Source organism: Alistipes sp. i18-0019-D1 (assembly GCF_042852885.1).
Lineage (GTDB): Bacteria > Bacteroidota > Bacteroidia > Bacteroidales > Rikenellaceae > Alistipes.
Window position 1 is genome coordinate 1,949,142 of record NZ_AP031424.1, and the last position, 21,583, is coordinate 1,970,724.

The following is a 21,583-nucleotide window of genomic DNA, read 5'->3' on the forward strand; positions in this document are numbered from 1 at the left end:
ATTAGAACGTGGGACGGAATGTCAGGTTGATGGTGCGGCAGTAGGGGTAGCTCGTACCGCGCTCGTATTTGACGGTCGAGAAGCGGACGATGTCCGATACGCCGACGCCGACGGCCAGACGCTTGAACCCGAGCCGTTTGAGGAATTTCGGCTGGAATTCGTAGGTGAGCGTCGCGCTCGAAAGCCACAGTTCGTTGAGCCGCTCCACGAAACGCTCCGAGTTGTGCGGGGTCATCGAACGCCGCTCCTTGATGGCCAGGTAGCGCGACAGGTCGCCCGGGTTCTTCCAGCGGTCCGTAAAGGCGCGTTCGTCGACGTTGTAGCGCGGGTCGATGTCTTCCACCTTCTCCCAGAGGGTCTTGTTGTAGGTGTCGCCGCCGAAGGTGTAGCTGAAAACGAAGTTCAGCGACCATCCCTTGTAACGCAGCGTGTTGAGCCACGTGCCCTGGAGCTTGGGCTGCGTGTTGCCCACGACCACCTCGTCCGCGGCGTCGTACTTGAAGGTGTATTCGCCGTTTTTGTTGATGAAGATTTCCTGTCCCGTGGCGGGGTCGATGCCGGCCGAACGCACGGCGTAGATGTCGTACTGCGAGCCGCCTTCCCTAAAGCGCAGTTTCAGCGGGTTGTCCTCTTCGAGCTGGTAGGCGGTGTTCTTCAGCTTGTCGCTGATCTGCTTGATGCGGTCCTTGACGTGCGAACCGTTGATGACGGTCGTCCACGCCCAGTTCTTGCTGCGGATCACCTGTCCCGCCACCGAGAAGTCGTAACCTACGTTCTGGTTCTCGCCGAAGTTCACGACGATGTCCTCGGAACCGGTCGACGCCGGGAGGGGAATCGTCATCAGCTGGTCCTTGGTGGTGTTGCGGAAGTAGTCGAAGCTCATCACCAGCCGCTCCTTGAAGAGCGTGAGGTTGATGCCGAAGTTGTTCTTCAGCACGCGCTGCCACTTCAGTTCCGGGTTGCCCATGCGGATCGGCACGGTTCCCACGCCGGTGTAGTAGATGTTGCTGTTGCTGTACTTGTAGGTCGTGATGGCCTGGTAGGGGCTGCCGGTGGTCTGGCCGTTGTAGCCCCACGACCATTTGAGGCGGATCACGTCGATCCATTCGACGTTTTCGAGGAACTTCTCCTTGTGGAGGTTCCATCCCAGGCCGAACGACCACATCGGTGCGAACCGGTTCTCCTTGCCGTAGGCCGACGATCCCGACGTGCGGTACGAAACGTCGGCGAAATACCGGTTGCGGAAGTAGATGTTGCCGCTGGCGAAGAATCCGACCTTTGCCAGCAGCGTCTCGGTTCCGCTCGGGAGGTTCGAGGAGTCGTATCCCAGGGCGTATTTGATGTCCGAGAGGTTGTCTTTCAGGAAGCCCATCGCCGTGATGTACGAGGTCGTGGCGTTGGTGTGCTGGATGTCGCTTCCGGCGTTGATCACGAATCCCGAGCCTTCCTGCCCGATGTTGCGGCCGTAGTTGAGCACGATCTTGCCGTCGTAGTTGAACGCCTTGCCCGTGCCCAGTCCGTAGAGACCGCGCTTGGCCGGGTCGTTCTCGCCGAGGAACTGTGCGTCGTCGGGCGAAACGTATTTGTCCGACTGGCTGCTCTTGACGTCGATGTTGAACTGTCCCGAGACGTAGAAATCCTTGGTCACGTACCATTTGGCGTCGACCGTGTTGCGGAGGGTCTGGTTGCGCGAGGTGCTGAAACTCGACAGCGTGGCGTTGTAGAGCGGGTTGACCTGGTAGCCTTCGCTCGTCGTCGAGGTGTCCTCGGGGTCGAAATAGAAGGCCTTGACCAGTTCGCCGTACTCGTCGTAGGGCGACTCGTAGGGGTTGAGTTTCGTGTAGGCGCTGAATTTGCCGTAGGGCGAATCCGTCGCGTCGGTCAGCGTGTAGTTGGCCGTGTAACGGAGCGTGAGCTTGTCACGCATGTGGTAGCCTATCGAAAAGTTGAGCGTGTAGTTGCGGCGGTTGTCGCCCTTCATGACGCCGTACTTGTCGCTGAAGCGCAGCGATGCGCGGTAGTCGATCTTCTGGGCGCGGCCGCTCAGCGAGAGCGAGTGGGTGTGGCTGAACGGTACGCGGAGCGGGGCGCGTATCCAGTCGGTGTTGACGCCCCGGCGGACGTTCTGCAATTTGTAGGCGTAGGCCTTGTCCATCGCGCCGTTGTCCGATTCGTAGAGTCCGGCCAGGCGTTCCAGTTCCAGTTTCTGCGCCGCGTTGCAGAGGTTCATCGAACTCAGGTCCGGGATGCTCAGTTCGGGTACGAAGTTGTAGCTCAGGCGGGGTTTGCTGTCGGTCACCTGCTGGCGTTCGATGACGATTACGCCGTTGGCCGCCCGGTCGCCGTAGACGATCGAGGCTTGCGCGTCCTTCAGGACGTCGATGCGCTCGATCTCGTACATGTCGAGGTCGTACAGCTCCTCCATGCTGATTTCGGCGCCGTCGAGGATGATCAGCGGGTTGTTGTAGGCCTTCTCCTCGGCCGAGGTGGCGATGGAGTTCGAACCGCGGATCAGGATTTCGGGAATGGCGTTGGGGTTCGAGCCGAGGGCGTTGTTCTGTACGACCACCATGCCCGGGGTCACGGCGCTCAGGGCCGACATCAGGTTGGTGTTCGAGATGGCCACGAGGTCTTCGCCCTTGATCGAGGTCACCGAACCCGTGTAGGTGTTCTTGTTGCGGGTGAACATGCCGTTGACGACCACGTCGTCGATGCGCGTGCCGCCCTCCTTGAGGGTGACGTTCAGCCCCTTCGCCGAGCCGGTGATGATCACCTGCTGGGTCTCCATGCCCAGGAACCCGACTTCGAGGACGGCAGGGCTGGTCTTGGTCGAGAAGGTGAAGGTGAACTGGCCCTTTTCATCGGTCGAGACGCCCTGTCCCGCACCGCCTTTCAGAATGACCGATGCGCCGGGCAGCACCGTTTTGCCGGCGTCGCGAACGGTTCCGCTCACGGTGAACTTGCGCATCTTGACCGTCGAGTCGTAGACCAGCACGACGTTGTTCTCGATGGCGTATTTGAACGTCGACCCGGCGATGCACTTGTCGAGCAGTTCGTGTACGGTGGCTTTTTTGAATTCGCCGCTCACGGCCGGGAGCCGGCGGATGTCTTCGGGATCGTAGGCGAATTTGATGCCTGTCTTCCGGGTGATTTCGTCGAGCACCGCGGCCGCGGGTTTCTCCGTCAGCGTGACGGTGAGCGTCGCGTTCAGGTTGATCGGTTCACCCCCCCCCTGCGCCTGCGCCGTAGCGGCTATGCAGCATAACAAGCCCGCGACCAGCGACAGCCGCAGCGCACGGCTGAAAAGTTGTAGAATTCTTTGCATGTGTTTGGGTTTTTAGGCAGACCGGCCGCCCCGGCCGGTCTGCTCGGGTTTTAGTTCTTCTGTGACGGGAACAGGCTGCGTTCGAGTACGTAGATCATGCCCTGGTAGTGGGCACGTGTCTCTCCCGTGGCGCTTTTCACGCGCGACCGCAGCAGTTTCAGGATCCGGTCGTTGACGTTGACGAACAGCGCGCGCGACTCGTCGATCGACCGTAGCTGGACGTTGTACTGCCAGCCGTAGCCCGACGACAGGGCGTCGCTGTTCCAGAGCAGCGAGGCGACATATCCCTTGCCGTGCTCTTCTTCGGCCTCGCGCAGCGGGCCGAGGTAACGCTCCACGACGCCGCTCCGGTCGAGACCCATCAGCGCGATCTCGTCCACCGAGGGGGCGTAGGCCTCCGCGATGCCGCCCAGCTTCATGCGCTTGGCCTCGCTGGAAGCGACGTCCGCGGCCGCGTCGACGAACATCCGCTGGATGAGCCGTTCCGACGGCGACACCGGGCGCCCCTTGATCGTGCTTTCGAAGACGATGCCGTAGAGGTCGTCCATATACTCCTGCGGCGTGTAGGGATCGTCGGCGATGTGCGACGAGAGTATGACGTTCTTATAATAGGTGAAGAACGCGCGGCAGAAGTTGAAGCGCAGGATGAACGAGAGGTCCACGTGCAGCGGCAGTTTTTCGGTCAGCGCGGGCTGTTCGAGCCATGCCGAGTCCTTTATCTGCCCGAGCACCCATTTCAGCGATGCGCGCTGCAACTCCTTCGGGACGGAAACGGCCTGCGGACCGCCCGCCGTGTTGCTGTTCACGTCCGTGAGGTAGATGCCGCCCACGTTGAGCATCACGGCGTTCACGTAGCGGGCGAACTGTCCGGCCGCGGACTCGTAAAGTTCCGTGCGGATTTTCAGGTCGGGGTCCTCCTCGTCGGTGATCCACTCCTCCATGTGCGAGAGGACGTATTTGAGGTTGCCGATGCCGTAGTCGCCGGCCTTGATGTGGTCGTCGCCGAGGTCCTCCTCGATGGCGGTGGGGTCGTAGCGGGCGACCACCTGCTGGCGGCCGTAACGGTAGATCGGGTTGCCGACCTTCTCGTCGATCCATCCGCGGATGGTCTTCTCCTCGTCGAACATGTCCTTTTTGTCGGGCAGCGGCGTGTAGGCGTATTTGATGACGTATTCGTCATAGGGTCCGAGGTCCGGCGGGGTGAGTTTCACCCCTTTGTCGCCCGGCTGGGCCACGTAGTTGAAACGCGCGTAGTCCATGATCGAGGGGGTCGTGCCGTGCCGCTGCGTGAACGAGGCGCTGCGGAGCGAATCCACCGGGAAGGCGCTCGATGCGGCCATGTTGTGCATCAGGCCGAGGCAGTGCCCCACCTCATGGGCGAGGATGTACTCCAGCGACTCCTGAAACACGTCGTCGGGCAGCTCCTTGCCGCGCACGCGCTCGTCGACCTGCGCGGTCTGCACGAAACGCCAGTTGGCGGCCAGCTTCACCACGTCGTTGTACATCAGCACCGAGGCGTTGATGATCTCGCCCGAGCGGGGGTCGACCCACGAAGGCCCCATGGCGTTGGCCACGGCGGCCGGGACGTAGCGGATGCAGGAGTATTTCAGGTTGTCGGGGTCGAAATCGGGATCGTCCTTCGGGAAGTCCTCGATGTGCATGACGTTCTTGAACCCGATCTTCTCGAAGGCCTTGTTCCAGCGCAGCACGCCGCGGCGGATCGGTTCGCGCCACAGCGCGGGGAACGCGTCGTCGAGGTAGAAGACGATCGGCTTGACCGGCTCCACGAGTTCGCCGCGTTTCCAGGCCTCCGTGTCTTTGGGCTGGATGTTCCAGCGGTTGATGACCGAGAAATCCTCGATCTTGTCCTTCTTGCCGTTGATGCGCGACATGCCGGTCAGGAAGATGCCGATGCGCGAATCGGCCAGGCGGGGCTGCATCGCCACTTCGGGCAGCAGCAGGATCGTGCGCGTCACCTTCACGGTCATCGGCTCGTCCTTCTTGATGACCAGCAGGCCCAGCAGGTCGGCCGTCACCGAGTAGGAGAGGTAGGATTTGACGGTCACGTTGTCCTCGAAGGACTTGATCTGGTCGATCACCGAACCCTCGGACTTGAACTTGCCCGTGATGTTCACCACGCCGCCCTTGGTGCTCTTGATCGGGGCGATCAGTTCGTTGTCGCCCGAGAAGAACTTGGTCATTTCGATCACCATGGCCGAACTGTCACGGTTGTAGCAGACCAGCGGGTAGGCGTGCATGATCGGCGGGAGGGTGCTCCGGCCGATGGCCTTGGCCATGTGGGGATCGTTCGTGTCGTGGACGGGCGGCACGACGGCCTGCGAGAGATAGATCGTCGTGTCGATGCGCGTGAACTTGACGTGAATGGGGTCCGTGGGCTTGTAGCCGATGGTTCCGAGGTTGGTGTCGCTGGCCTCCGAGATCGTGGAGGCGATCAGCATTTCACGGCCTATCGTCTTGAGGGGAACCTCCACGTAGAGTTTTCCCTTGAGCTTGTGGAGCGTCAGGAACGGTCCTTTGGCGGTCTGGCACGACTTGTCGTTGACGAACATTTTGGTGTACTTGTCGACTTTGGGTTTGGCGACCTCCTCGGTTTTCGATTTCTTCTTTTTGGATTTCGAAGCCGCCGTCCCCGACGCCGGGGCGATCAGCAGTCCCGCCGCCAGGAGCAGGACACAGAGTTTGGATAGTGAACGCATATAAGTAAAATTGATGAATAGACGTGTTTTTGTAAGTGTATGACGTATTTAAGTTTCAGAATGTTAAGAAAAAATCATTTTACGGTATGATTTGTTTTTGCCGATACCCCGTTCGGGTGCGGGGTCGACGCACAAAGATATAAAAAATAGGCCGAATGGTACATTCCGGCCGTTTTTTTGACCATGTTCCTTTCGGCTGCAAATCCCGGGAAACGGGGTCTGGCGGGCGGTTTTGGGGCCGGGCAGTCGAAAAAAGAACTGCCGCGCAGCTGATGGAATATTGCGCGGCAGGGGTTGTTTTGCGGAAAATCAGGGATTTACTTGCAGTCGTCGATGCGGGTGATTCTGGCTCCGAGGGCATTCAGTCGTCCGTCGATGTCCTTGTAGCCGCGGTCGATCTGGTCGATGTTCTGGATGGTCGAGACCCCTTCGGCCGACATGGCCGCGATCAGCAGCGCCACGCCCGCGCGGATGTCGGGCGAAGTCATGCGCGTCGCGCGCAGGCACAGCCGGTGGTCGTGGCCGATCACCGTGGCGCGGTGCGGGTCGCAGAGGATGATCTGCGCGCCCATGTCGATCAGTTTGTCGACGAAGAACAGGCGGCTTTCGAACATTTTCTGGTGGATCAGCACGGCGCCGTTGGCCTGCGTGGCCACCACGAGGAAGATCGACAGCAGGTCGGGCGTCAGCCCCGGCCAGGGGGCGTCGGCGATGGTCATGATCGAGCCGTCGAGGAACGTGTCGATGCTGTAATGGTCCTGCTGGGGGATGTGGATGTCGTCGCCCCGCTGTTCGAACCGGATGCCCATGCGGGCGAACTGTGCGGGGATGATGCCCAGGTTTTCGAACGAGACGTTTCGGATCGTCAGTTCCGAGCGGTTCATCGCGGCCATGCCGATGAAGCTGCCCACCTCGATCATGTCGGGCAGCAGCGTGTGCTCCGTGCCGCCGAGCGCTTCGACACCTTCGATTTCGAGCAGGTTCGAGGCGATGCCCGAAATCTTCGCGCCCATTCTGTTGAGCATCTTGCACAACTGCTGGAGATAGGGTTCGCAGGCCGCGTTGTAGATCGTCGTCCGGCCTTTGGCCATCACGGCGGCCATCACGATGTTGGCCGTACCGGTCACCGACGCCTCGTCCAGCAGCATGTAGGTTCCTTTCAGCTCCCGGCCTTCGACCATGAAGAACTCGTCGGCGATGTCGAAGTTGAACTTCGCGCCGAGTTTCTGGAATCCGAGGAAATGGGTGTCGAGCCTCCGGCGGCCGATCTTGTCGCCGCCCGGCTTGGGGATGTATCCCACGCCGAACCGCGCCAGCATCGGGCCGATCAGCATGACCGAACCCCTCAATCGCGTGCAGCGTTGGCGGTAATCGTCCGATTTGAGGTATTCGAAATCGATGTCGCGGGCGCAGAACGCGTAGGTGTCCTCCGCGAGTTGCTCCACCTCCACGCCCATGCAGCCGAGCAGTTCGATGAGCTGCATCACGTCGAGAATCCGGGGTATGTTCCTGACGACGACCCGCTGGGGCGTCAGCAGCGTGGCGCAGAGTATCTGCAACGCTTCGTTTTTGGCTCCCTGGGGGGTGATCGATCCGTGGAGGCGGTGTCCTCCTTCGACTTTGAATATGGCCATAAATAATAAAGTGTGGTTCTGGCACCAAAGGTACGAAAAAGTCGGACGGTTCCAAAACAGATTTGCGGGCGGTGCGGCAAAACATCCCGACTCCGAAAAGGGGTGTTTGACTCCGTTACGACACCGAAGATAATAGGATTCCGGGCTTTTTTCGGAGTTTCGGAAAATATTTTCGCGAAAAACTTTTGCGGATAACTTTTTTGTTGTACTTTTGCAATCCGTAAAAATGTCTGAAACAATAAAAACTATATAGCTATGGCAATGAAGAGAACATACCAGCCTTCGCGTCGCAAGCGTATCAACAAGCACGGTTTCCGCGCTCGTATGGCTACGGCTAACGGTCGCAAGGTGCTGGCTGCGCGCCGCGCAAAGGGTCGCAAGAAACTGACCGTATCGGACGAGTCGACGTTCAAGTACGCTTAATTTCCTGCAGGAAAGATTTAAGGTCGGCTTTTAGCCGGCCTTCTTTCGTTTAACAGCTGCCGTATCGCTATGCTTTCGATCCGCCGAGCCACCGAAGCCGACTGCGGGCTGATCCGCCGTCTGGCCGGGGAGGTCTTCCCCGCCACCTACCGCGAGATCCTCACGCCCGCGCAACTGGATTACATGATGGAGTGGATGTACTCCGAAGAGAGCCTGCAAGGCCAGTTCCGTGCGGGCCACGTCTGGTTCATCGCCTCGTCCGACGGCGAGCCGTGCGGCTACGTTTCGGTCGAGCGGCAGGGCGGTGACCTGTTCCATCTGCAGAAAATCTATGTCCTGCCCCGTTTCCAGGGTCTCGGCGCCGGGGAGTTCCTGTTCCGCCGCGCCGTGGAATACATCCGCAGCGTGCATCCCGGACCCTGCATGATGGAACTCAACGTCAACCGCCGCAACCGGGCGCTGCATTTCTACGAACGGATGGGTATGCGCCGTCTGCGCGAGGGCGATTTCCCGATCGGCGACGATTATTATATGAATGATTACATCATGGGGTTGGAGATCGTCTGACCCCGTTTTCACTTTCCGGCTTACTCCTCCAGCACCCGTTTCACACCGCGGTTCCCGACGACCAATATGCGGCTGCCTTCGATCAGCACGGCGCGGCCGCGGTTTTTCCGCCGGTTGAGGTCGTTCTGTACGTTGACCGCTATCACGCGGCCGTCGTGGAAGGTCGAAATATCGGGGAAAATCGTGTGGCCGACCAGGAGCCGGTCGGCGTCGTAACGGCGTAACAGCGCTCCGGTCTGTTCCGGCGTCAGCGGATCGTATTTCTCGTCCGCGCAGACCATTCCGCGATACCAGACCGGCCCGGCCGAGCGGTACAGGAATTCGAGCGTCGGGTCCTCCCTGCGCTCCTTCGAGGTCCGGTAAAGCCCTTCGCTCATCCGGGCGTTGAGTGTCTCTATTTCCAGATCGCGTTCGAGCAGTCGGGCGCTCAACCCCGAGTGTACGAACAGGTTGCGGCCGATGCGCAGCATCGTGTTGCGGGCCAGCAGCCAGCGGCCGAGTTCCGTCTCGGGTGAGAACAGTTGGCGGTAATTCTCCATGCCGAGCTGCCGTGCCGTTTCGAGGTACTTCCCGCGCGTGTAGCGCACGTCGCCGGCCAGCACCATGCCTTCGTGGTTTCCCAACAGCAGCACGGCGGCGCCTCCCGCGTCCGCGGCCTCCTGTTCGAGTTTGTACATCAGCCACAGCAGCGGCAGTACGTCGTAGCCGCGGTCGAAAATGTCACCGATCACCACCAGCTGGTTGTTCCCGTAGCTCCACCGGTAGCCGCTGTCGATCACGCCGTGGGCCTGGAGGAGCGTTGCAAAACTCTGGAAATCGCCGTGGGGATCGGATGTGACGAACAGTTTCGGGGCCTGCCGGAGTTCCCAGGGACCTCGTTCTACGGCGTGCGGCGTGACGCTGAACAGATAGGCATCCCGGCTCGAACGGACCTCGACGGCGCCTCCGTCGTAAGGCATCGCGAGGACATGCCCCCGCTTGTCAGCGACCGCCGTATAGGCGCCCTTCTCCGCGTCATAGACGATGTAGGGTCCGTCGGTCGGGTGTTTCCGGCAGAGGTTGTATTTCGTCGGTTTCGATTCTGCGGCGGCGTCCGTCGCCGGGAGGGTGCAGAGCGTTGCGGCCAGCAGCAGTCCGAACAGCAGGGTCAGGCGTTTCATACTTCGGTGCGGTTCGGGGACGTTATTCGGCGTCCGTTTTGAACAGGTTCACTTCGCCCCGCTCGACCTTGCCGTACACGTCGGCCAACTCTGCGATTACGGGGGATATGTATTCCAGCGTGTCCGTCACGGCCGATTTGTCGCCCTCGCCCTTGATGCGGTAGAGCATCGCGGCGTAGAGCGCGCGGAAGCAGAGTTCCGTGTCGTTCATCCCCGGGTTGCCCAGGACGCTCCGCAGGCGCGGCAGCTCGGGTTCGAGAGGGGCGTACGTCTGGCGGTAATGCGCGCCGACGGGAAGTTTCATCAGCTGGAGATGCAGGTCGTGCAGGTCCTGGATCAGGTGGAGCGTATGTTCCAGATGCCCTTTCTCCTCCTTTCCTTCCTGGCGGAGCAGGTTCGCCAGGTCCATGTACCAGAGCAGGAAGACGTGCTTCTGCTCCTCGCCGATGTCCTTCCGCGGGGCGATCAGCGTCGAGAAGATTGCCTCGGGGCTGAATTGCAACGCCCGGAGCAGGTCCTCCAGCTGCCAGAGATAGAGAATGTATTCGGCGATGTTTTCGCGCCGTTTTGCTTTTGCGATGTCCATTTCGTATTCGGTTTTCGAGGCTCCCCGCTACTTCTTAATCCACGTTTTCGGTCCCGTGAGGTGCTTGAGGAAGTATTGCTGCGATTTGAGGAGGTTGCGCGACTGGAGCACCATGTTCTTGGTCTCGGTCAGGATCGTGAGGTACAGCATGCTCGCCTTGGTGTTCGAACGGGCCTCGTTGATGCGCGTAAGCTCGGACTTGATGGCTTCGGCAATCGACTCGAACAGCTGGTCGCGCATCGTCAGCACCGTTTCGATCTCCGAGAAGTCGCCTTCGCGCAGCATCAGGTTGATGTGGCGGTAGATCGACTCCACGTCATCGTTGATCGACATCAGGTCGCGGGCCTGCTCCTTCGAAAGCCCTTCGTGGTTGTTGTCGATATGCTCGAACGCCGGACGGGTGATGTGCATCAGCGCCTTGGTCATTTCGTTGAGGTAGTCGACCACCTGCACGTAGTAGTGGGCCGTGTTGACGTCGCCGCCCTGGAGTTTCTTGAGCGTGGGGAGCAGCGAGTATTTTCGTTCGCGCGACTGGTAGAACAGGTCGTTCGACTCTTTGACCATGTCGCGCAGCACCTTGCGGTTCTCCTTGAAGACGGCGATCAGCGTGCGGTCGTAAATCTTCGTCGCGCACTCCATCGTGCGGCACACCTCGTCGCGCAGGTTGGCGATGATGTCCTCGTTGGTGTCTTCATGCTCCTTGACGATGGTGTTTTCTTTGTCCTTTTTCAGGAAATTGCTGTGGATGAGCATGTATCCGCACAACAGCGTGATGACGATGAAGGCCGGGGTCCCGCCGTAGATCAGCGCCAGTCCCACCACGAAGGCGATCAGGAATCCGCCCAGCGCGGTGATGAACCACCCGGCTACGACGGTCATGACGCCCGAAATGCGGTATACGGCGCTTTCGCGGCCCCATGCACGGTCGGCGAGCGACGAGCCCATCGCCACCATGAAGCAGACGTAGGTGGTCGACAGCGGGAGTTTGAGCGAGGTGGCCATGGCGATCAGCAGCGCCGAGGTCGTCAGGTTTACCGTGGCGCGGATCATGTCGTAGGGCGCGCCGCTGTGTTCTACGTCCTCGTATTCGAAGCGGCGCGAAATGGCTTCCCGCAGGTGTTTCGGGACTACGCGCTCGATGCCTGCGCTGACGTTGAGGGCCGCGCGGACGATCGTTCGCGAGAAGACCGACGAACCGTACTGCTGCTGGCCGGCGTCGTCCTGTGCCGAGAGCGAAATTTCGGTCTCGGAGACGTGCATCGCCTTCTTCGAGGTCCACAGCGTGAGAATCATCAGGATGCCCGCAGTCAGCAGGATCAGGAAATTCGCCGGAACATTCTCGTTCAGCGCTCCCATGAGCATCTGCGTGTCGCCCGCTTCCCGGGCGATGGAATAGGCGTCGAACCCGGCCACGGGTACGCCGATGAAGTTCACCAGGTCGTTGCCTGCAAAGGCCAGCGCCAGCGCGAAGGTTCCCGAAAGGATCGTGATGCGCAGGATGTTGATTTTGAAACGCTGGATGAAGAACAGCAGCAGCGAGCAGACCACCCAGCAGATGGTGATGGCCGTGGGCAGATGCTCGTCGATCAGCTGGATGAAGGCGTTGTGGGCGAGCAGCGACTTGAGTCCCTTAAAGACGGCGAAATAGACGATCGCCGTCAGCGAGGCTCCGCACCAAAGCGATCCGTAGCGGCGGAAGAGCGCCGTGTAGCGGAACGAGAAGATCATGCGCGAGACGTACATGACGAGCGTGCCGCAGGTGAAGGCGATCACCACCGACAGCAGGATGGCCGAAACGATGCCCATGGCGCGCGAGGTGTTGATGTACTGCCCGAGGGCCGATACGCCCTGTTCGGGGTCGTTCGAGATTTTGTAGATCGACACGGCGATCGCTGCGCCCAGCAGGCAGAATATCAGCGATACGGTGGTCGAGGTCGGGAGTCCCCACGAGTTGTAGAGGTCCAGCAGGATGACGTTGGCGAACATGACGCCCAGGTAGAGCATCATCACTTCGTGGAAGGTGAACAGTCCGGGGTTGAACATGCCGCTGCGGGCGACCTCCATCATGCCGCTCGACGTGACGACACCGATGATGATGCCGACGGACGCTACGGTGAGGATAACCTTCATCGAGGCGGCTTTGGAGCCGATGGCCGAATTGAGGAAGTTGACTGCGTCGTTCGTGACACCGACGAAAAGACCTGAAACAGCGAGGATTCCCAGAATGCCGACAATGACGGTGTAGATTTCGCTCATGTTGGGTTTTTAGTGCAAATTCTGAACAAATTTACGCCATTTTTTCCGATGAAATGATTTGGACATAGATTGTTAACATTAATTTAACACAAGATCGCCTGAGCGGCGCATCGTGGATGAATCCGGGAAGATCTTCCGGCGGATTCGGGCCTCTTTCCGGCAGCATCCTGTTCCCGGTTTTTCCGCGGGAGCGGACGGCCGCTGCGGCCAGTGCGGCCGGGAGCATGGTACGGCATGCCGCAAATCAAAAAACCTTCTGCACATTGCAGAAGGTTTTTGGGGGAAATCGGCGGAGAGGTGTTCGGCCGGCTGCCGTCCTCCCCGTATCCGTGCCGGGACTATTCGTCGTCGGTGTCGGTGTAGGCTTTGAGCAGTTTTTCCTGCACGTCGGCGGGAACCTGCTCGTAGCTGCCGAATTTCATCGTGTAGGTGGCCGAACCCGACGTCAGCGACGAAAGGGTCGTCGAGTAGCGGTACAGCTCGGCCAGCGGAACCAGCGCGTTCAGCCGGTCGAATCCCTTGTCCGACTCCATGCCGGCGATCATCGCGCGGCGGTTCTGCAGGTCCGACATCACGGCGCCCATGTATTCGCTCGGCACGAGCACCTCGACGCTGTATATCGGCTCCATGATCTTGGGTCCCGCGTTGCGGAAAGCCTCCTTGAAAGCGTTGCGGGCCGCCAGCTTGAACGAGATTTCGTTCGAATCTACCGGGTGCATCTTGCCGTCGTAGATCACCACGCGGATGTCGCGGGCGTACGATCCGGTCAGCGGGCCTTCGTCCATCTTCTCCATGATGCCCTTCAGGATGGCAGGCATGAAACGCGCGTCGATGGCGCCGCCCACGATCGCCGAGTAGAACTGCAGCTTGCCGCCCCACTGAAGGTCGTATTCCTCCTTGGTCTTGGGGTTCAGCACCATGTCGCCCTTGCCGGGAATCTTGTAGTTCTTCGGTTCGCCGATGCCCTCGTAATAGGGTTCGATGATCATGTGCACCTCGCCGAACTGGCCTGCGCCGCCCGACTGCTTCTTGTGGCGGTAGTCGGCCTGCGCGACCTTCGTGATGGTCTCGCGGTAGGGAATCTTCGGCGCGATGTATTCGTAGGCGAGTTTGTTCTCCTTCTCGATGCGCGAGCGCAGGATGTTCAGGTGGTGTTCGCCCTGGCCCTGGATGATGGTCTGCTTCAGCTCCTTGGAGTATTCGACCAGAATGGTCGGGTCTTCGAATTTGGCGTCGTTGAGCACCTTGCCCAGCTTCTCCTCGTCGGCCTGCTCCTTGCACTTGATGGCGGCGCGGTAACGCGGCTCGGGGAAAGCGATCGGTTCGACGGTCACGGGAGCCGACGGGGCCGAAAGCGTGTCGTTCGTCCGCGTGCCTTTCAGCTTCACCGTGCAGCCGATGTCGCCGGCCATGAGTTCCGTGACCTTGATCCGGTTTTTGCCCGCCACGGCGAACAGCTGCGAGAGCTTTTCCTTGTTTCCGGTGCGGGTGTTCACCAGCTCCGTTCCCTCGGCGATCTTGCCGCGGATGACCCGGAAATAGGAGATCTCGCCGATGTGCTGTTCCACCTGGCTCTTGAAGACGAACGCTACGGCGGGTGCGGTCTCGTCGGCCGTGATCTCCTCGCCTTCGGTCGAGAGGAATGCCGGGGCCTTCTGCGGACCGGGCGCCACGTTGATGATGAATTCCATCAGGCGCTTGGTCCCGATGTCCCGCTTGCCGCTGGTGCAGAAAATGGGCATCACCTCGCGCTTCGAGAGGCCGATCTTCAGGCCCGAGCGGATGTCGTCCTGCGTGAGCGTGCCTTTGTCGAAGTAAAGCTCCATCAGCGCCTCGTCGTGTTCGGCGGCCATTTCCACCAGTTCCTTGTTCAGTTCCTGGGCCTTTTCCAGCTCCTCGGCCGGAATTTCCAGCTCCTCGCGGTGGCCGTCGTTGTCCTTGAAGCGGTACATCTTCATCAGCAGCACGTCGATGAAGGCGTTGAACTCGGGACCCTGGTTGACGGGGTACTGCACGATGACGGGTTTCACGCGCGACGAAGCCCGGATCGACTCGACCGTGGCCTCGAAACTGGCCTTCTCGGCATCCAGCTGGTTCACCACGCCGATCACGGGTTTTTGCAGCAGCCGGGCGTAACGGGCCTGAATCTCGCTGCCCACCTCCCAGCCGTTCTGGGCGTTGAACAGGAAGACGCCCACGTCTCCGACCTTGAAAGCCGAGAAGAGGCTTCCGCAGAAATCGTCCGAACCGGGGCAGTCGATGATGTTCAGCTTGCGGTCCATGAATTCGGTGAAGAGGATCGTCGAATAGATCGAGCGTTTGTATTCGTGCTCGATATCCGTGTTGTCCGAGAGCGTGTTGTTCGTCTCGATACTACCCCTGCGGTCGATGACCTTACCCTCGAAGGCCATCGCTTCGGCAAGGGTAGTTTTACCCGTGCCGGGCGCGCCGATGAGTACGATGTTCTTGATCTCTTTAGCTGAATAATTTTTCATATTCTCGTATGGTTTTAAGGTTTTTCGGTTAGCCGACTATAAATATACAAATTATTCGTGAAAAACAACTTCGGGAATGAAAAAATCGCCCCTTGAGGGCGATTTTTCGGTCTGTCGGAACTACGGATTCACTTTGCGGCCGCGGGGCGGTAGTGCGCCAGCGCGGGCAGAACGATCCGTTCCATGACGTCGTACCCTTCGGGCGTGGGGTGCACGCCGTCCTTGGTGTACTCGCTGCGCATCGAGCCGTCCCCGGCGTCCATCGCCGTGTAATAGTCGACCCAGGCCAGCCCGCGGTCGGAGGCGTACTGACGCAGCCGTGCGTTCAGGTCCCGGATTTTTTCGGGAACCGACTCGATCTCGGTCCTCCAGGGATATTTCCCGGCCGGGAGCACGGAGCAGATGATCGGCCGGATGCCTGCGGCCATTGCCAGTTCGGCCATCGATATGATGTTTTCGACGATGTGCTGGGGCGTGATCGGTCCGTTGTTCTGTGCCAGGTCGTTCGTCCCGGCGAGGATCACCACCGCCTGCGGGTGGAGGTTGATCACGTCGGCCCGGAAGCGGCAGAGCATCTGGCCGGTGACCTGCCCGCCGATGCCGCGGCAGGCGAAATTGTTCGCCGTGAAGAATTCGGGGTGGGCGTTGTCCCATCCGTCGGTGATCGAGTTGCCCATGAACACCACCGCGGGCGGCGTCGTGAGTTGTGCGTTGGCTTCGGCATAGCGGCCGTAGTTGGCCCAGTCGCGCTGTTGGGCCGTCAGCAGGGCCGGAAGTGCGAGCGCGATCAGCAGAATCAGCTTTTTCATGAAGATCGTTACTTTTTTTGAGCTTGGGTGATGTTGCGTGCGTTGCGTTCGTCGTCGCTGCGGCGGCGTTTGCCTCCGAAGCGGCCGAAGAGCCATCCCGCGGCGAAGGCGGCCAGCAGGAGGATGATGTCCACGAAGACGCTCGCCAGCCATCGCTGGATGGCCGGGGCGAAATTCCAGAGCAGCAGGAAGACGATCAGGATGCCCAGCAGGCCCAGACCGATTGTCCATTTCTTGTCCATAGTCGTTGTGTTTGCGGGGGTTTCGATGTGTTATTTGCCTACGACGGCTTCGAGTTCTTCGGCCGTGACGGGAATTTTCCGGTCGCCGATGATACGGCTGCCCGACTCCGTCACGAGGATGTCGTCCTCGATGCGGATGCCTCCGAAATCGCGGTAGGCTTCCAGCGCGTCGTAGTCGACGATGCCTTTGTAAAGCCCTTCGGCGCGGCATTTGTCGATCAGTGCGGGGATGAAGTAGAGTCCCGGTTCGTCGGTCATCACGGTCCCCGGTTCGATCCGCCATGCCGCGCGGTAGACGCAGGTTCCCGACTTGGCCGCCCGTTCGGCGATCGAACCGTAGTCGAACGACCTCTCGCCCATCGCCTCGCAGTCGTGCACGTCCATGCCCAGCCCGTGGCCCAGCCCGTGGGGCATGAGCATCGTCATCGCGCCTGCGGCCACGGCGTCGGCGGCCGTGCCTTTCAGCAGGCCCAACCCGACAAGTCCCTCGGCGAGGGTCATGTAGGCGGCGTTGTGCACCTCGGTATACATCATGTGGGGTTTCACGATACGGGCCACGTGGTCGTGTGCGGCCAGCACGATGTTGTAAATGTCTTTTTGCTTTTGGGTGAAGCGTCCGCTCACGGGATAGGTGCGCGTGTGGTCCGAGCAGTAGCCTTCGACGGTCTCGCCGCCGGCGTCGCACAGCAGCAGCCGTCCCTCCTCCAGCACGCCGTCGGCGTTGAGGTTGTGAAGCGTCTCGCCGTGCTGGGACACGATCGACGGGAACGACACGCCCTGTCCCAGGGATTTTGCGACGCCCTCGATGGCTCCCGCGATCTGGCGTTCGACGATGCCCGGGCGGCACATTCGCATGGCCGTCGTGTGCATTTCGTAGCCGATTCGGAAGGCGCGTTCCATCTCCTCGACCTCCTCGGCGCTCTTCTTCTCGCGCATCTCCGCCACGGCGAACATCAGGTCCACCGACTTGTAGTCGTGCAGCAGTGCGGGTTTGATGCCCAGCAGTTCCGACAGCTGGAGTTTCGTCTCCCCGCGGTAGGGCGGCAGGTAGTGGATCCTGCGGCCCAGAGAGATCGCCCTGCGCAGTCGTTTTTCAAGCTCCGCCATCGGGAACGTCGCCGCGACGCCCACTTCGGCGCCCATCTCGCGCAGCGTGGGCTGCGGTCCGGTCCAGATGATGTCCTCGACGGTGAAATCGTCGCCGTAGAGCGCCTCTTCGCCCGTGTCGGCGTCGATCAGGCCGGCGACCGACGGCACGTTCAGTCCGAAGTAGTAGCGCAGCGTGGAGTCCTGCCGGAAATAGTAGGCGTTGTTGGGATAGTTGTTCGGCGAGAGGGGATTGCCCGGGAGCAGGATGATGCCGCTCCCGATCTTCGTGCGCAGCTCGTGGCGGCGCGCAGTATAGGTTTTTGCTGAAAACATAACGTTGCTGTTTTCTACAAAAATAGTAAAAATATGGGAGGCTTCCTATCGCGGCGGGCTATTTTTCGGAAAATCGCCCCTGCGAACGCCCCGCGGCGCGTCTATTTGCGGCGCGCCAGCCCTTCGGGCAGGGGCAGCGAAATGCGTGCGAGGCTGACGACGGCTCCCGTGACGGCGAATCCGCCCGCCAGCAGCAGGGCGGTGCGGGTGCTGTTTTCGGGCACGACGTGAAACAGCAGGGCCATCAGCGCGGCGCCCGTCGTCTGTCCCACGAGGCGTGCCGTGGCCAGCATGCCGCTCGCCGAACCGCTCCGTTCGGGCGGGGCCGAGGCGATCAGGATGCTGTTGTTCGGCGACTGGAACAGCCCGAACCCTGCGCCGCAGAGCACCAGCCGCCAGATGATGTCGAAATCGGTCGGATGTTCCGGCAGGAAGGCCAGCAGGAACAGCCCCGCGGCCATCATCGCAAGGCCCGTGCCGCCCAGCAGCCCGGCGTGGACGCGCTCGACGAGCAGTCCGGCCACCGGGGCCATGACCATGATCACCGCGGGCCAGGCCGTCAGCAGCAGCCCCGTCTCGACGTCGTTGTATCCGCAGGCCTGCTGCAGGTAGAAGGGCAGCGCCACCATGGCGAGCATCTGCCCGAGGAACGAGCAGACCGACGTTGCGACCGACACCGAGAAGATCGGGATGCGCAGCAGGTCGAACGGCAGGATCGGGTAGGGTTCGCGCAGCTGGCCGCGGATGAAGAAGAAGCCGACGACGACGAGCGCCGCGACCCCCAGCGAGAGCACGCGCGGGTCCAGTCCGTGGGAAAAACCCTCGACCGAGGCCATCATGAGGCCGAACGTCAGGGCGTTCATCACCGCGTCGCGCCAGTCGAAGCGGTGATCGCGCACCCGCACGGGGTTCTCCGGCAGGAACCGGCGGCTGAGCGCCAGGGCGGCCAGCCCTATCGGGACGTTCACGGCGAACAGCCACGGCCAGTCGGCCACGGAGAGGATTCCCGCCGCCAGCGTCGGCCCGGCCACCGACGAGGTGGCGACCACCGTGGCGTTGATGCCCATGCCGCGCCCCAGCCGGGCCTTGGGGTAGATGAAGCGGATCAGCGTGGTGTTGACCGAGGTGATGGCCGCGGCTCCGAACCCCTGCATGACGCGCGCCGGCACGAGGGTCTGGAGCGATCCGGAGAGCGAACATCCCACCGATGCCACTGTGAAGAGCATCAGCCCGCCGATATAGACCTTGCGGTAACCCACCACGTCGCCCAGCGCCGAGAGGGAGAGCAGCGAGACCATGATGGCCAGCTGGTAGGCGTTGACGATCCAGATCGAATCGGCCGCCGAGATGCCCAGCTGCTGCCCGATGGTGGGCAGTGCGACGTTGGCGATGGTCCCGTCGATCACCGAGAGCGATACGCCGAACGCCACGGCCAGGATGGCCCCGAGCCGCCGGGGCATGGGCAGTCCGTCCGCCGGAGACAGGGGTATGTGGGGTACGGCGTGCATTGCGACTGCAAAAGTAGGGATTTTTTCGGGCTTTTCCGGCAAAAGGCCCGAAAACGCGAAGGCCCGGAATTTCCGGGCCTTCGTCACACAACTATGATGGGCTTTCCGTCGCGGCGGCCGGTAAGAGGACCGCCTTCCGGGTCCGTTACCGGCGGCAGCTCTCCGGGACGATGTCGCCCTCGGGCCGGATGCCCTTGAGGTACTTGCCGAAGAACTTCTCCATCGCGCGGTAGAAGTCGAAACGGTTCTCTTCGTTGTGGAATCCGTGGCCCTCGTTGTCCTTGACCATGTAGTCCACCTCCACGCCGCGGGCGCGCAGCGCCTCGACCATCTGGTTGCTCTCGGCGATGTTCACGCGGGGGTCGTTGGCTCCCTGTACGACCAGCAGCGGGGTTTTGATCCGCCCGGCGTTGAGCGCCGGGGAGTTTTCGCGCAGCATCTCCTGCTGCGTTTCGGGGTTGCCGACCATTTCGTACATCTGGTCGAGCAGCGGCTTCCAGTAGGGAGGAATGGTGTTCATGAACGAGAAGAGGTTCGAGACACCCACGTAATCCACGGCGCAGGCGTAGAGGTCGGGATCTTTCACGATGCCCTGCAACGTGGCGTAACCGCCGTACGAGCCGCCGTAGATGGCGATCCGGGCGGGATCGGCGATGCCTTTTCCGATCAGCCAGTCGACGCCGTCGGTGATGTCGTCCTGCATCTCCTGCCCCCATTTGCCGAAGGCGATCTCCATGAAGCGGCGTCCGAAGCCCGTCGAGCCGCGGAAGTTCATCTGCAATACGGCGTAACCGCGGTTGGCCAGGAACTGCGCCTCGGGGTTGAAGCCCCACGAGTCGCGCGCCCACGGACCTCCGTGGGGGTTCACCACCACGGGCAGGTTTTTGGCGTTGCGCAGGGTCTTGCCCACGGGCAGCGTGAGGTAACCCTCGATGCGTTCGCCGTCGCGCGAGGTGTACTCGATGGGGAGCATTTCCGCCATCTCCTCCTGTTTGATCCACGGGCGGAGTTCGGCCAGTTTGGTCATCGTGTCGGCCTCGGCGTCGTAGAGGTAGTAGGCGCCCGCCGTGCGGTCGCTGCCGGCGTAGACGATGTATTTGTCCTCGGCTTTGTCCGAACCGGCGATGCCCAGTTCGTAACCGCGCAGGTGGCGTTCCATGCGGCCGAACAGCTCGCCGGCCTCGCGGTCGAAGAAGTGGCGCGTCGTTCCCTTGTGGCCTTCGTACGATACGCCGAGCAGTTTTTTCTTCTTTTCGCTGTACCAGACGCCCTCCAGATCGTAGGTGTCGTTCGTGTAGAGCACCTCTTTCTCCTCGCACGTCGCGGGGTCCATCAGCACGAGGGCATCCTTGTCGCGTCCGAGGTTGGTGATGGCGTACACCATCCTGTTGTCGGGGGTGAACGTCGCGAAGTTGACCCCCTCCTTGAAGTTGGTCGTCAGCACGGGGCGGAACTCGTCGGCCTCGGTCTCGCGGTAGCGGATCTGGGTGTTCACGCCGTCGACGATGGCGTAGGCTACGCGCAGACGGCCGTCGTGGTCGGTCTGCCAGCCCTGCACGTCGCCGGGGTTTTCGCAAAGCAGGGTTTTCTCCCCCGTGTTGAGGTTCAGGCGGTAGGGATCGAATATCTGCGGGTTGCGCTCGTTCGTCCCGATGATCATCAGCGAATCGATCTCCTCCAGCGGGTCGATGATCGTGGTCCGCACGCCCGGGAGGGAGGTGTAGGCCTTCGGATCCGTGCCGTCGATGTCGACGCCGTAGAGCTGGAAATTCTCGTCGCCGCCCGTGTCCTTGAGGTAGAGGATGCGGCCGTCGTTGGCCCAGAAGTACCCGGCCAGGTCGCGTTCGGTCTCCGAGGTGATTCGCACGGCCTCGTCCGAGCCGACCTGCTGTACGAAGATGTTGCGGCGGCTCTCCCAGGGGGCCATGTAGGAGAAGTACCTGCCGTCGGGCGAAATCTGGTAGCCCGACTTTTCCGAGTTGCGGAAGAAGGTCTCCATCGGCAGCTCGGGAGCAGCCTTCGGAGCGCAGGCGACGGCCGTGGCGGCCATTGCGGCGATAATCAGGAGTTTTTTCATGGGTTTTATTTGTTTGAGTTCTCTTCTTGTTTGTCGGTTTTGCGCCAGATGTTCGTCAGGCAGAGTACCAGCACGATGACGATCGGCAGATCGAACCCGTGCGGCGACTGGGGGAACATCAGATGTGTGGCGACCTTCACGGCGAAAGCCGCGACGACGAGGAAAATGGTCAGGATGCGGATGACTTTTTCGATTTCCATGGGATGTCTTTTCTGTTTTCGACACCGCAAACATACGAAACAAATTTTGAAAAACAAATAATTTTTATTGAAATTCGATAAATAATTTTCGATAGTTGGTCGTATTCGGTTTCCGGGCACGAAAAAAGGCGCACCCTTCGGATGCGCCTTCCCGTCGTTGGG

15 protein-coding genes are annotated in these 21,583 nt (G+C 60.9%); 2 read left to right on the plus strand and 13 right to left on the minus strand.

Annotation, left to right across the window (positions count from 1 at the left end; translation table 11 throughout):
• Nucleotide 1: 1 nt before the first annotated feature.
• The 3 genes from ACGHP5_RS08080 to murA form a co-directional block, all read right to left on the minus strand.
• Entirely contained in the window at nucleotides 2–3,325 is a 3,324-nt protein-coding gene (locus ACGHP5_RS08080) for a SusC/RagA family TonB-linked outer membrane protein (RefSeq protein WP_290532371.1), read from the minus strand.
• Between the two features lie 50 nt (nucleotides 3,326–3,375).
• The gene (locus ACGHP5_RS08085; RefSeq protein WP_337771489.1) at nucleotides 3,376–6,042 is read right to left on the minus strand and encodes a zinc-dependent metalloprotease; all 2,667 of its coding nucleotides are present in this window, start codon (nucleotides 6,040–6,042) and stop codon (nucleotides 3,376–3,378) included.
• A 317-nt stretch (nucleotides 6,043–6,359) separates the two neighbouring features.
• Nucleotides 6,360–7,676: a UDP-N-acetylglucosamine 1-carboxyvinyltransferase gene (gene murA, locus ACGHP5_RS08090; protein ID WP_290532373.1), complete on the minus strand. Its 1,317-nt coding sequence runs from the start codon at nucleotides 7,674–7,676 to the stop codon at nucleotides 6,360–6,362.
• A gap of 261 nt (nucleotides 7,677–7,937) precedes the next feature.
• On the opposite strand from murA, the gene rpmH reads away from it, so the two are divergent.
• Nucleotides 7,938–8,099: a 50S ribosomal protein L34 gene (gene rpmH, locus ACGHP5_RS08095; protein ID WP_010261331.1), complete on the plus strand. Its 162-nt coding sequence runs from the start codon at nucleotides 7,938–7,940 to the stop codon at nucleotides 8,097–8,099.
• 69 nt (nucleotides 8,100–8,168) lie between these two features.
• Complete coding sequence (locus ACGHP5_RS08100) at nucleotides 8,169–8,666, plus strand: GNAT family N-acetyltransferase (RefSeq protein ID WP_337755605.1); 498 nt, start codon at nucleotides 8,169–8,171, stop codon at nucleotides 8,664–8,666.
• 20 nt (nucleotides 8,667–8,686) lie between these two features.
• On the opposite strand, the gene ACGHP5_RS08105 is transcribed toward ACGHP5_RS08100, so the two are convergent.
• From ACGHP5_RS08105 to ACGHP5_RS08150, 10 genes are all read right to left on the minus strand, one after another.
• Nucleotides 8,687–9,826 carry a metallophosphoesterase gene (locus ACGHP5_RS08105; RefSeq protein WP_390566154.1) on the minus strand — a complete coding sequence of 380 codons (1,140 nt, stop codon included), beginning with the start codon at nucleotides 9,824–9,826 and terminating at the stop codon, nucleotides 8,687–8,689.
• A gap of 22 nt (nucleotides 9,827–9,848) precedes the next feature.
• Entirely contained in the window at nucleotides 9,849–10,412 is a 564-nt protein-coding gene (locus tag ACGHP5_RS08110) for a DUF4924 family protein (RefSeq protein ID WP_337755603.1), read from the minus strand.
• A gap of 27 nt (nucleotides 10,413–10,439) precedes the next feature.
• Nucleotides 10,440–12,668 (minus strand): inorganic phosphate transporter, encoded by a 2,229-nt coding sequence (locus tag ACGHP5_RS08115; protein ID WP_290532377.1) that lies wholly within the window; start codon nucleotides 12,666–12,668, stop codon nucleotides 10,440–10,442.
• A 338-nt stretch (nucleotides 12,669–13,006) separates the two neighbouring features.
• Nucleotides 13,007–15,163, minus strand: a complete 2,157-nt coding sequence (locus tag ACGHP5_RS08120) for a translation factor GTPase family protein (protein ID WP_295901212.1) — start codon at nucleotides 15,161–15,163, stop codon at nucleotides 13,007–13,009.
• A 128-nt stretch (nucleotides 15,164–15,291) separates the two neighbouring features.
• Nucleotides 15,292–15,972, minus strand: coding sequence for an SGNH/GDSL hydrolase family protein (locus ACGHP5_RS08125; protein ID WP_390566157.1), 681 nt, complete (start codon nucleotides 15,970–15,972; stop codon nucleotides 15,292–15,294).
• 8 nt (nucleotides 15,973–15,980) lie between these two features.
• On the minus strand, nucleotides 15,981–16,214 hold the full coding sequence (locus ACGHP5_RS08130; RefSeq protein WP_015546532.1) for a hypothetical protein: 234 nt from the start codon (nucleotides 16,212–16,214) through the stop codon (nucleotides 15,981–15,983).
• 30 nt (nucleotides 16,215–16,244) lie between these two features.
• Complete coding sequence (locus ACGHP5_RS08135; protein ID WP_390566159.1) at nucleotides 16,245–17,636, minus strand: aminopeptidase P family protein; 1,392 nt, start codon at nucleotides 17,634–17,636, stop codon at nucleotides 16,245–16,247.
• 101 nt (nucleotides 17,637–17,737) lie between these two features.
• Entirely contained in the window at nucleotides 17,738–19,096 is a 1,359-nt protein-coding gene (locus ACGHP5_RS08140; protein ID WP_390568410.1) for an MFS transporter, read from the minus strand.
• A 193-nt stretch (nucleotides 19,097–19,289) separates the two neighbouring features.
• Nucleotides 19,290–21,194, minus strand: a complete 1,905-nt coding sequence (locus ACGHP5_RS08145) for a S9 family peptidase (RefSeq protein WP_390568412.1) — start codon at nucleotides 21,192–21,194, stop codon at nucleotides 19,290–19,292.
• A 32-nt stretch (nucleotides 21,195–21,226) separates the two neighbouring features.
• Nucleotides 21,227–21,421 (minus strand): hypothetical protein, encoded by a 195-nt coding sequence (locus tag ACGHP5_RS08150; protein WP_290532669.1) that lies wholly within the window; start codon nucleotides 21,419–21,421, stop codon nucleotides 21,227–21,229.
• Nucleotides 21,422–21,583: the final 162 nt, after the last annotated feature.